Below are 10,658 nucleotides of genomic sequence, written 5' to 3'. Positions count from 1 at the left end.
ACCGCCACCGGGCGCGTCCGAGGCTGAGCTGGTCGACTGGATCGCTCGGCTCGAACAGATCAAATGCATTGCCGAGGCCGTGCAGGCAGAAGCAGCGGTACGCCTCGAGGAAGCCGCCCGCGTCCGACAGGCTGCCGCTGGGGTTCCCGCCCGGAAGCTTGGTGAAGGCGTGGGCTCGCAGATCGCTTTGGCGCGTCGGGTTTCACCGGCCAAGGGTGCGCAGCTGCTCGGGTTGGCGAAGATCCTGCTCGCTGAGATGCCGCACACCTTCAGGCTGATGAAAGCGGGGCTGTTCTCGCAGTGGCAGGCCACCATCTTGGCCCGCGAGACCGCCTGCCTCTCAATGGAGGACCGTCGGGTCGTCGATGACCGGCTCTGCGCGCCCGGACCGAGCGGTGAACAGCCGAAGGCCGTCACGATGGGGCTGCGGCAGCTCGAGAACGCCGCCAAGAAACTCGCCATCACCCTCGACCAGGAATCCGTCGTGGCCCGCGCCGCCAACGCGACCAAGGACCGCCGGGTCGGTCTGCGGCCGGCACCGGACACCATGACCTGGCTCGGAGCCCTGTTGCCGGTCAAGGACGGCGTTGCCGTGTTCGCGGCCTTGGACCAGGCCGCGAACGCGGCCCGTGCCGCCGGTGACGAACGGACCCGTGGCCAGGTCATGGCTGACACCCTCGTCGACCGGGTCACCGGCCGCGAGACCGGGGTGAAGCCTCGGATCGAGGTCAAGGTCGTGATGACCGCCGACACCCTCACCAACGACGGCGACCAGCCGGCCACGGTCGAGGGCTACGGACCTGTTCCCGCAGCCTGGGCCCGCGACGCCTTGGCAGACGCCGAGGTGTTCGTCCGGCGGTTGTTCACCGACCCCGCCGGCCAACTGGTCGCGATGGAATCGCGCTCCCGCAAGGCACCCGACGGGCTGGCCGAGTTCATCGCCACCAGGGATGGCGGGATCTGCCGCACCGTCGGGTGTGATGCCCCGATCCGCAACATCGACCACATCCAACGCCACGCCGACGGCGGCCAAACCAACGCCCAGAACCTCCAAGGGCTGTGCGAGCGATGCAATCAAGCCAAAGAAGCCGTCGGCTGGCAGGCAAGACCAGGGCCAGACGGCAGCATCACCACCATCACACCCACCGGGCACACCTATGTCAGCCCACCACCCGAAACCTGGCAGCCGGACCCACCACCCCTGTCCCCAGCCGAGCTCAGGCTGCGCAACGTACTTCTCGACTACACGGCTGCCTGAGCGTGCCGGTGGTAGACCTTGTTCGCGATCTTCCAGGCTCCGTCGACGAGCACGAGCAGGAACACGTCGGTGAAGGTGTCGGGGCCGTGGATGAGGGTCATCGTCGCGGTGGCGACGGTGCCGTGGACCTCGACGGAGTCGAGGCGGCGTACGCGGTCCTGCTCATCCGGAGCTGGGGAGCCGGTGAAGAGGGCGCAGTAGTCGTCGAGCGGCCAGGAGACGAAGGCGCCGTCGCGGATGCCTTCGATGTGGGCCGAGGGGAGGAAGGCGTCGCGGAAATGGGCGGGGTCGCCGGTGGCGTGGCCGGATACGTAGGCGTCGAGCGGACGCAGGGCGTCCGTAGGCACGTTCACACCATCTGTCACGAGCAGAGTCATGCGCACAGGGTGCTGTGCTCGAGGGCGCGTGACAAACAGATTTCCCGAGCGAGGATGGGCCTCAGAGCGGCTCGAGCGAGTCCTCTCCGGAGACGGGGTCGTAGAGGTAGACCTGCTCGCCGGCACGGGGGTCGCGGGCGCTGATCACGTGGAAGGTGGGGGACGCCGGGTCGGCGAGGTCGACGACGGTGGCACCGGCTCCGAGCACGCCGCGTACGAGGTGTGGGGGTGCGGTGGTGTCGATGCGGGTGACGATGCCGGGCGTGACCCAGACCGGTATGCCGGCGAGGAATCCGCTGACCTGGAAGTGGAGGTGGCCGGTGAGGACGGCGCGGACGTCGCTGCCGCGCACCACCCGGCCGAGGGCGGAGATGTTGCGGAGCACGACGCCGGCGACGTAGGGGAGCGAGGCGACGTGAAGAGGCGGGTGGTGGAGGACGAGGACGGTCCCGTCCCGCGTCGGAGTCGCCAGCTCGGCCGCGAGACTGGCCAGCTGGTGCTCGTCCAGGAAGCCGTGGGTCTGGCCCGGTACGAGGCTGTCGAGGGTGATGACCCGGAGGTCGCCCAGGAAGCTGACCGCCGCGCACAGGTCCGAGTCCGGATCCAGCAGACGACCGCGGTCGCTGCCGTCGGCGTCGCGGTGTCCGCTGCCGAGCACCTCGCGGAACGGTCCGCGGGCGTCGTGGTTGCCGGTGGAGTAGAGGTGCGGGATGCCGCGCTCGGCCGCGAACGCGCCCACCCGCTCCAGGACCGCGCGGCAGCCTGCGGCCGAGCCGTCGTCGGCGATGTCGCCGCTGACGACGACGGCGTCCAGGCCGGGCACGTGGCGGGCGTCGCGCAGAATGCCTTCGAGCGCGGCCACGGCATCGACACCGTCCATGTCGGTGCCGCTCGCGGAGACATGGGTGTCGGAGAGATGCAGGATCCGGGTCATGTCGTGAAGGCTGACATGAGGACCTCGGCGACGCCGTCCTTCTCGCTCCGCACGGCGACGTCGAGGTAGTGGGCGTCGACCTCGTCCCCGGCCTGGGTGAGGTCGACCTGGACACAGGCGATCGCATCGGTGCAGCCGGACTCGGCCAGCGTGGGCGAGCCGGGGAACTCGGCGAGCCAGGCGTCGAGCTCCGCCCGGGGGACCGTCATCGCGCCCTCGTACTGCCAGTCCTGGAACTCGATGTAGGTGCAGCTCGCGGCCGAGGTGCCCTCCGGCAGGCTCGGCGCCCCGACTGCGTGCGCGAGGTCGACGCAGTCTGCCGGCACATCGTCGGCCGCCTCGCGCAGGTCGGTGTCCACCCAGGCGACGAACGTGACGCCCCCGGCCAGCGCTGCGACGAGGAGCGCCGCCGCGCCCGCCATCAGCGCCCACGCCCACCAGGGAACCCGGCGCCGGGGACCGCTCATGCCCACTGTCGGGAGCGCTCGACGGCCCGCGTCCAGGAGGCGTACGCCTCATCGGCCGCCCCACGACGCGAGGCGTCGGGGGAGAAGGTGCGGTCCAGGGCCCAGGTCTCGCGGATCTCGTCGAACGAGGACCACACGCCGACCCCGAGCCCGGCGAGGAAGGCCGCGCCGAGGCCGGTGGTCTCGACGTAGCGGGGACGCGAGACGTCGACCTCGAGCTGGTCGGCCTGGAGCTGGCACAGCAGGTTGTTGGCGGCCGCGCCACCGTCGACGTTGAGCGAGGCGACAGGCGTCGGCATGGTCGACATCACGTCGCGCACCTCGAAGGTGATCGCCTCCAGCGTGGCCCGCACGATGTGGGCACGGGTGGTGCCGCGGGTGATGCCGATGATCGTCCCGCGGGCGTCAGGATCCCAGTGGGGCGCACCCAGACCGGTCAGCGCGGGCACGAAGACGACGCCGTCGGACGAGGAGACGGTGCGCGCCAGCGCCTCGGTCTCCGCGGCCGAGCCGATGATCTGCAGACCGTCGCGCAGCCACTGCACCGCGGCGCCGGTCACGAAGATCGAGCCCTCCAGGACGTAGGTGACCTCCCCGGAGGGTGACATCCACCCCGGCGAGGTGAGCAGGCCGGACTCCGAGCGCTGCGGCGAGGAGCCGGTGTTGGTGAGCACGAACGAGCCGGTGCCGTAGGTGCACTTCGAGTCGCCCACCTCGAACGCGGCCTGACCGAACAGCGCGGCCTGCTGGTCGCCGGCCACCCCGGCGATCGGCAGCGAGAGGTCCAGGAACGAGCGCGGGTCGGTGACCACGCCCTCGCCCCAGTTGGGGCCGATCTCCGGCAGCGCGTCGCGCGGCACCCCGAACAGGTCGCACAGCTCGTCGGACCAGTCGTTGGTCGTGATGTCGAACAGCAGCGTGCGCGACGCGTTCGAGACGTCGGAGACGTGGTGCAGACCTCGCGTCATCCGGGCGATCAGGTAGGAGTCGACGGTGCCGATCGCGTAGCGCCCGGACTCCACGTGGGTCCAGGTGTGCGGCTCGTTCTCGCGGATCCAGGCCAGCTTGGTCGCGCTGAAGTAGGGGTCCAGGCGGAGCCCGGTCAGCTCCCGGACCCGCGCGTCGTGGTCGGCCATCGAGGAGCACATCGCGGTCGTACGCCGGTCCTGCCACACGATCGCGCGCCGCGGCGAGCCCAGCGTCTCCCGGTCCCACAGCACGACCGTCTCGCGCTGGTTGGTGATCCCGATGCCGACCAGATCGTCCCGGCCATGGGCCGCGAGGACCGTACGGCACGCCTCCAGCGTGGCCTGCCAGATCCCCTCGGGCACGTGCTCGACCCGGCCCGGGCTGGGGAAGTGCTGGTCGAACTCCTCATAGCCCCGAGCGGCCACCTCGCCCTTCTCCGTCACGATCAGCGCGGTGACGCCGGTGGTGCCGGCGTCGATGGCGAGGATTGCGCTCACTTCGGGGCCCTGACGATGTCGAGGATCCGCCGGTCGATCCAGGCCAGGTCCTCGGCCACCCGCATCTCGTAGTTCTCGGTGGCGACCCAGGCGAGGAAGCCGGTGGCGCCCTGCGCCGCGGCGTACGTCTCCAGCTCGGCCTCGAGCTCGGGGGTGACCGGCACCTTCTCGGCCTCGGTCGAGGCGGTCAGGTAGAAGTCGCTCAGGTCGAGGAGTCGCTTCAGCTCGGTGATCGGCGCCGCGTGGTCGTCGACGCGCAGGTCGGCCGCGATGTCGTCGTTGCCGCCGTAGCCGGCCTCCTCGCGCACGACCAGGAGCGCCGCGCTCTGCCGCCCGCGGCTGTCGCCGCCGGCCTCGTCGCCCGCGGCCAGGGCCGCCAGGAGCCGGTGCTGCAGAGGCTCATCGGGGGACGAGGCCAGCCAGGCGGCCTCCATCGCCTCGACCACCTCGGGGCCGGTGAGGATGTTGCCCTGGATCGCGTAGCCGTCGCCGGTGCGGCCGCCCGCCCAGTCGAAGCAGGACGACCCGGTGTGGGAGACGGCGTTGCCGTCGACGTCGACGATGCCGACCTGGCGGTGGTCGCTGCGCTCGTCCTCCTCCAGGAGCCTCTCCAGGGCGACAGCAGCGGTCGCGCCCTCGTCGAGGTGGGCCAGCGCGAGGCCCTTGTAGGCGACGTTCGCCTCGGCCTGCGTGGCGATGGCTCCGACGCCCGCGACGGCGGCCGGAACGGCTGACCCGACGGCCAGGAACTTCGAAGCGACGGCCACACCCCAGGTGGGCTCCCCGGTGCCGGGATCAACAGCTCTGGCGACGATGGAGAAGGTCATGACAGCGACCCTATCCACGAAAATTCGGCTGGTTACGGCGTGTTTACGAATTGTCGTACACCTAACGGCGCCGTTGGGCTTTGATGGATGGATCCCTTCACCGTTTTCGAGCACATGTCTTGAAATCCATACCAGGAGGAACCATGACCAACCTGGCGCAAGAGGAGACCCCCGAGCTCAAGAGAGTCATCGGCCCCAAGCTCCTGCTTCTGTTCATCGTCGGGGACATCCTCGGCACCGGTGTCTATGCTCTGACCGGTTCGGTGGCCGGCGAGGTCGGTGGTGCGGCGTGGGCCCCGTTCCTGGTCGCCTTCGCCGTCGCGACGATCACCGCCTTCTCCTACCTGGAGCTGGTGACGCGGTTCCCGCAGGCGGCCGGGGCGGCGCTCTACACGCACAAGGCCTTCGGCATCCACTTCATCACCTTCCTGGTCGCGTTCACCGTGATGTGCTCGGGAATCACCTCGGCCTCGACCGCGTCCAACGCGTTCGCGGGCTTCCTCAACGACGGCCTGGGACTCGGTGCCGCACCGGGAAGCCTGACCCTCGTCCTGATCGCGCTCGGGTTCATGACCCTGGTCGCGTTGATCAACCTGCGCGGTGTCGGCGAGAGCGTCAAGGCCAACGTCGTGCTCACCCTCGTCGAGCTCTCCGGTCTGCTGCTGGTCATCTTCGTCGGCCTGGCCGGGATGTTCGCCGGCAAGGCGGACTTCTCCCGCGTGATGATCTTCGAGTCGGCCGAGGGCAAGAACGCCTTCATGGCGGTCACCGCGGCCACCACGCTGGCGTTCTTCGCCATGGTCGGCTTCGAGGACTCGGTCAACATGGCCGAGGAGACCGAGAACCCTCGCCGTGACTTCCCCAAGATGATGCTCACCGGCCTCGGGATCACCGGACTCATCTACGTCCTGGTGTCGATCTCCGCGGTCGCCCTGGTCCCGGTCGGCGACCTCACCGACCCGGAGAAGGGATCCGCGCTGACCCAGGTCGTCGCCGCCGGCGCCCCGAACCTGCCGTTCGACACCATCTTCCCGTTCATCGGGATGTTCGCGGTGGCCAACTCCGCCCTCATCAACATGCTGATGGCCTCGCGGCTCGTCTACGGCATGGCCAAGCAGTTCGTGCTGCCGCCGGTGCTCGGCAAGGTGCTGCACGGGCGGCGCACTCCGTGGATCGCGATCCTGTTCACCACCGCGATCGCCTTCGGCCTGATCATCTGGGTGGTCAACGCCAGCGGCTCCGAGAAGGGTGCCGAGACCGTCTCGCTGCTGGGCGGCACGACCTCGCTGCTGCTGCTGTGCGTCTTCACCGTGGTCAACATCGCGCTGCTGATCATCCGCCGCCGTCCGCCGGAGAACCCCGACTACTTCAAGGCGCCGATCTGGATCCCGGTCGTCGGAGCGGTCACCTGCGCCTACCTGGCGGGCCCGTGGGCACGCAGCGCCGAGCAGCTGGACCAGTACAAGGTCGCCGGTGTGCTGCTCGTCATCGGCATCGTCCTGTGGGGCCTCACCCGGATCTTCTACAAGCCCGAGGGCGGACACTTCCAGGACATCGAGCACATGGACCTCAACCCCGAGGACGACGAGTAGCGGGGTGACTCTCGGTCGGGGCCGGCGTACGTTCCCCACGGACGTACGCCGGCCCTGGCCGTCGTCGCGCCGCGCTATGTTCGGGTGCTGTGAGCGTTCCCGCGAACCTGGATCATCTGGTCTACGCAGGATCAGATCTCGCTGCGGCCGTGGCAGAGGTCGTGGCGCTGACGGGCGTCACGCCCGTGGCCGGCGGGAGGCACCCGGTCGGGAGCGCGAACGCGCTGGTCGCGCTCAGCGTGGGAGGCGAACGACGGCAGCACTACCTCGAGGTGGTCGGTCCGGACCCGGACCGGGCCGGCGCCGCTCCGGTGACCGCATTCGGCATCGACCGGCTCACCGAGCCGCGGATGGTCACCTTCGCCGCACGGGCGGACGGTGAGAGCATCGAGCGGGTCGTAGAGCGCTCACGCGCGGGCGGCTACGACCCCGGCGACCCGCGCGCGATGTCGCGGGCGACTCCGGGCGGCGAGATGCTGGAGTGGCGGCTGACGCGTGCGATGGAGGGCCCGGTGGAGCCGCTGAAGCCGTTCCTGATCGACTGGGGCCCCACCCCTCACCCCGGCCTGGGTGCCCTGCCGGTCCTCGACCTGGTCGCCGTGCGCGGTGAGCATCCCGATCCGCGTGCCGCGCGGCGTACTCTCGCTCTTCTCGGGGTCGAGCTCGAGGTCGACAAGGGACCCGAGCAGCGGCTGGTCGTGGTCCTGGACACCCCCAGGGGCCAGGTCACGCTGGGATGACCCGATCGCTGAGATGACTTCGTAACAATCGGGTAGCCCGCGTACCCTGAGGCTCGTGAACGACGCCTTCCCCTCCCTCGAGCAGCTGCACGCCATCGGAGCCCTTCAGCAGCCGACCTATTCCGACCCGGTCGCCCTGGCCGCGGCGGTCGACAAGCTGAGGAACCAGCCGCCGCTCGTCTTTGCGGGGGAGTGCGACCAGCTCAAGAGCTCGATCGCTGCTGCCGGCCGCGGTGAGGCGTTCATCCTGCAGGGCGGCGACTGCGCCGAGGTGTTCGCCGAGGCGACCGCCGACAACACCCGCAACAAGCTCCGCGTGCTGCTCCAGATGGCGGTCGTGCTGACGTACGCCGCCTCCGTGCCGGTCGTGAAGATCGGCCGTCTCGCGGGGCAGTACGCCAAGCCGCGCTCCTCCGACACCGAGACCCGCGACGGTGTGACCCTGCCCGCCTACCGCGGCGACGCCGTCAACGGCTTCGAGTTCACCGCCGAGTCCCGTGTCCCCGACCCGCAGCGGCTGCTGGACGTCTACCACGCCTCCGCCTCGACGCTGAACCTCGTGCGCGCCTTCACCACCGGTGGTTACGCCGACCTGCGCCAGGTGCACACCTGGAACTCCGAGTTCGTGCGCAACTCGCCTGTCGGCGCGAAGTACGAGGCGATGGGCTCCGAGATCGAGCGCGCGATCGCGTTCATGGAGGCCATCGGCGCCGACCCGGAGGAGTTCCACCGGGTCGACTTCTACTCTTCCCACGAGGCGCTGCTGCTCGAGTACGAGCACGCGATGACCCGCATCGACTCGCGCACCGAGACGCCCTACAACGTCTCCGGCCACTTCGTCTGGATCGGTGAGCGCACCCGTCAGCTCGACGGTGCCCACGTGGAGTACTTCCGCCACCTCAACAACCCGATCGGCTGCAAGCTCGGCCCCACCGCGACCCCCGACGACGCGCTCGCGCTGGCCGCCAAGCTCAACCCGAAGAACGAGGAGGGCCGGCTCACCTTCATCACCCGCTTCGGTGCGGGGAAGGTGCGCGACGGGCTGCCCGGTCTGGTCGAGAAGATCACCGCCGAGGGCGTCAACGTCACCTGGATCTCCGACCCGATGCATGGCAACACCTTCTCCACCTCCAACGGCTACAAGACCCGCCGCTTCGAGGACGTCCTCGACGAGGTCCAGGGCTTCTTCGACGTCCACCACGCGCTGGGGACGGTCCCCGGCGGCATCCTCGTGGAGAACACCGGCGACGACGTCACCGAGATCATCGGCGGCGGCGAGGAGCTCGACGAGGCCGGCCTCGTCCACCGCTACGAGTCCGTCGTCGACCCGCGTCTCAACCGCGTCCAGTCGCTCGAGATGGCCTTTCAGGTCGCCGAGATGCTGCGATCCCGCTAGCCCTCGCGGGCCCAGGCGAGCTGCATGATCTCCTCGCCGTCGTGGAGCGTGCTGCGGTTGTCCGTGTCGGTGAAGCCGGTGCGCTCGTAGAGGCGCTGGGCGCGGCGGTTGTCGGTGCGGGTCCAGACGCTGAGGCCCTCCCAGCCGCGTGACTGGAGGTCGCGGATCATCTCGGTGCCGACGTGGGAGCCCCACACGGCGGGGTCGACGAAGACCATCGAGATGTGGCCGTAGCCGGGAAGCGGGACGCCGTCGACGAGGTAGGTCTCGGCCACCAGCATCCCGGCCGGGCGGGTGCCGTAGTGGGCGATCAGCGCGAGCTCGGCAGCCTCCAGCTTCTCCCGGACCCGGCGGACCCGAGCCTCGGTGGCGGTGCGGCGGCGGGCGGCGTTGGCCGCCCGCCAGACGTCGAGGGCAAGGGCGCGCTGCTCGTCGCTCTCGATCTCGGCGACGATGATTCTCGGCATACAGTCAGCGCTACAGCGTCATCAGCCAGATGCCGAGCACGAGCATCACGATCATGAAGATCGCGCCCACCCACAGCAGCACCAGCCAGGTCGAGGGGTTGTCCTCGGCCTCCGCGGCCATCAGCGAGGTGACGTACTCCTGCTGGGCGCCGTAGTCGCCGAAGTCCTGCTCGAGCGGCTCCTGCTCGCCGACGTAGCCGTAGCCGGTCTGCCAGTCGTCGGATCCCGCGGTGGCATAGGCCTCCTCGGCGTAGCCGGTCGCATAGGCGGGCTCGGCGTCGTGGATTCCGTCGGCCGGCACCGTCTCCGCCGGCGGCGCCCAGTGGCGGGCCTGCCCGTTGTGGGCCTCCTGGACCAGCATCCCGGAGGGCTGGACGAAGGGCTGGTACGCCACCTCGGCCGTGGCCTCGGAGACCGGCTCGGGCGCGGGGACCGGCTCGGGGGTCGGCTCCGGCTCGGGAACCGGGCCCGGCTCCGGGATCGGCTCCGGCGTCGGCTCCGGGTCGGGGACAGGATCGGGTCCGGGAACCGGCGTCGGCTCCGGGAAGGGCGAGGGGTCAGGGATCGGCGACGGCTCCGGATCGGGGATCACCGCCACCTCCGCTGCCGACTCCGTGGCGGCCGGCTCCTGGGCCGGCGGGGGAGTGGCGGGCGGCGGTGACGTCGGCGGTGCGTACGCCGGGCGGATCACGGTGGCCTCGGTGGGCTCGGCGGTGTCGAGCTCCTCCTCCACGGCCTGCGAGGGGCGCCGCGAGGTGCGCTCGGTCGGCTCGGCGTCGGCGACCGCCATCGAGGAGGCAGGACCGGGCCGGTCTTCGTCGCCGTAGGCGCTGATCCGGGGCAGGCTCAGAGAGGTGTGGTCCGCATCGGGCTCGTCCTCGACAGCCTCCGGCGCGGTCGCCTCGACCGGCTTCCGGATCGCCGTGCTCCCGTTGGGCTCGTCGAGCTCGTCCGTCTCGGGTGTGACGTCGTCGGACTGCGCTTCAGCAGTGTGCGTTGCTTCGGGCTTCGCTTCAGCAGGGTGTGTTGCTTCGGGCTTCGCTTCAGCAGTGGACACGGGTGGCGTCCTTTCCTCTACATCGGTGGAGTCAACCTCGACTGCTCGATCGGGCTCCGTGGCGACCTCGAGACCAC

11 protein-coding genes are annotated in these 10,658 nt (G+C 70.1%); 4 read left to right on the top strand and 7 right to left on the bottom strand.

The genetic code is table 11. From position 1 onward, the window contains the following. The coding region (locus UG56_RS15455) for an HNH endonuclease (protein ID WP_084101101.1) at positions 1-1,258 on the top strand (1,258 nt) is incomplete at its 5' end. Here UG56_RS15455 and UG56_RS15450 read toward each other — a convergent pair. The 5 genes from UG56_RS15450 to UG56_RS15430 all read right to left on the bottom strand — a co-directional run bounded on the left by UG56_RS15450 (position 1,243) and on the right by UG56_RS15430 (position 5,329). Further along, the gene (locus UG56_RS15450; protein ID WP_256206654.1) at positions 1,243-1,635 is read right to left on the bottom strand and encodes a nuclear transport factor 2 family protein; all 393 of its coding nucleotides are present in this window, start codon (positions 1,633-1,635) and stop codon (positions 1,243-1,245) included. The genes UG56_RS15455 and UG56_RS15450 overlap by 16 nt on opposite strands. A 61-nt stretch (positions 1,636-1,696) precedes the next feature. Beyond that, the gene (locus UG56_RS15445; protein ID WP_045551031.1) at positions 1,697-2,569 is read right to left on the bottom strand and encodes a metallophosphoesterase; all 873 of its coding nucleotides are present in this window, start codon (positions 2,567-2,569) and stop codon (positions 1,697-1,699) included. Further along, entirely contained in the window at positions 2,566-3,036 is a 471-nt protein-coding gene (locus tag UG56_RS15440; RefSeq protein ID WP_143055056.1) for a hypothetical protein, read from the bottom strand. The genes UG56_RS15445 and UG56_RS15440 overlap by 4 nt, the downstream gene beginning before the upstream one ends. After that, on the bottom strand, positions 3,033-4,502 hold the full coding sequence (locus UG56_RS15435) for an FGGY family carbohydrate kinase (protein ID WP_045551033.1): 1,470 nt from the start codon (positions 4,500-4,502) through the stop codon (positions 3,033-3,035). The genes UG56_RS15440 and UG56_RS15435 overlap by 4 nt, the downstream gene beginning before the upstream one ends. Beyond that, entirely contained in the window at positions 4,499-5,329 is an 831-nt protein-coding gene (locus UG56_RS15430) for a DUF1028 domain-containing protein (protein ID WP_071327113.1), read from the bottom strand. The genes UG56_RS15435 and UG56_RS15430 overlap by 4 nt, the downstream gene beginning before the upstream one ends. A gap of 143 nt (positions 5,330-5,472) precedes the next feature. On the opposite strand from UG56_RS15430, the gene UG56_RS15425 reads away from it, so the two are divergent. The 3 genes from UG56_RS15425 to UG56_RS15415 all read left to right on the top strand — a co-directional run bounded on the left by UG56_RS15425 (position 5,473) and on the right by UG56_RS15415 (position 9,057). Further along, positions 5,473-6,921: an APC family permease gene (locus UG56_RS15425; protein WP_045551495.1), complete on the top strand. Its 1,449-nt coding sequence runs from the start codon at positions 5,473-5,475 to the stop codon at positions 6,919-6,921. An 89-nt stretch (positions 6,922-7,010) separates the two neighbouring features. Further along, positions 7,011-7,661 carry a VOC family protein gene (locus UG56_RS15420; RefSeq protein ID WP_045551496.1) on the top strand — a complete coding sequence of 217 codons (651 nt, stop codon included), beginning with the start codon at positions 7,011-7,013 and terminating at the stop codon, positions 7,659-7,661. Between the two features lie 55 nt (positions 7,662-7,716). Further along, positions 7,717-9,057 carry a class II 3-deoxy-7-phosphoheptulonate synthase gene (locus tag UG56_RS15415; RefSeq protein WP_045551497.1) on the top strand — a complete coding sequence of 447 codons (1,341 nt, stop codon included), beginning with the start codon at positions 7,717-7,719 and terminating at the stop codon, positions 9,055-9,057. On the opposite strand, the gene UG56_RS15410 is transcribed toward UG56_RS15415, so the two are convergent. Further along, complete coding sequence (locus tag UG56_RS15410) at positions 9,054-9,524, bottom strand: GNAT family N-acetyltransferase (protein ID WP_045551498.1); 471 nt, start codon at positions 9,522-9,524, stop codon at positions 9,054-9,056. The genes UG56_RS15415 and UG56_RS15410 overlap by 4 nt on opposite strands. Positions 9,525-9,534: 10 nt before the next feature. Beyond that, positions 9,535-10,581, bottom strand: coding sequence for a hypothetical protein (locus tag UG56_RS28410; protein ID WP_052694153.1), 1,047 nt, complete (start codon positions 10,579-10,581; stop codon positions 9,535-9,537). Positions 10,582-10,658 lie beyond the last annotated feature (77 nt).

Origin of the sequence: Nocardioides luteus (assembly GCF_000960475.2) — a bacterium.
Taxonomy (GTDB): domain Bacteria; phylum Actinomycetota; class Actinomycetes; order Propionibacteriales; family Nocardioidaceae; genus Nocardioides; species Nocardioides luteus_A.
Note: the sequence above shows the minus strand (reverse complement) of the source record. Positions and strands in the feature narration are given on the sequence as shown.

Bases quoted from the DNA above. Each gene is read 5' to 3' on its own strand.
- UG56_RS15410 (WP_045551498.1), bottom strand. From the start codon at position 9,524: ATGCCGAGAATCATCGTCGCCGAGATCGAGAGCGACGAGCAGCGCGCC.
- UG56_RS15450 (WP_256206654.1), bottom strand. From the start codon at position 1,635: ATGACTCTGCTCGTGACAGATGGTGTGAACGTGCCTACGGACGCCCTG.
- UG56_RS15425 (WP_045551495.1), top strand. From the start codon at position 5,473: ATGACCAACCTGGCGCAAGAGGAGACCCCCGAGCTCAAGAGAGTCATC.
- UG56_RS15440 (WP_143055056.1), bottom strand. From the start codon at position 3,036: ATGAGCGGTCCCCGGCGCCGGGTTCCCTGGTGGGCGTGGGCGCTGATG.
- UG56_RS15430 (WP_071327113.1), bottom strand. From the start codon at position 5,329: ATGACCTTCTCCATCGTCGCCAGAGCTGTTGATCCCGGCACCGGGGAG.
- UG56_RS15445 (WP_045551031.1), bottom strand. From the start codon at position 2,569: ATGACCCGGATCCTGCATCTCTCCGACACCCATGTCTCCGCGAGCGGC.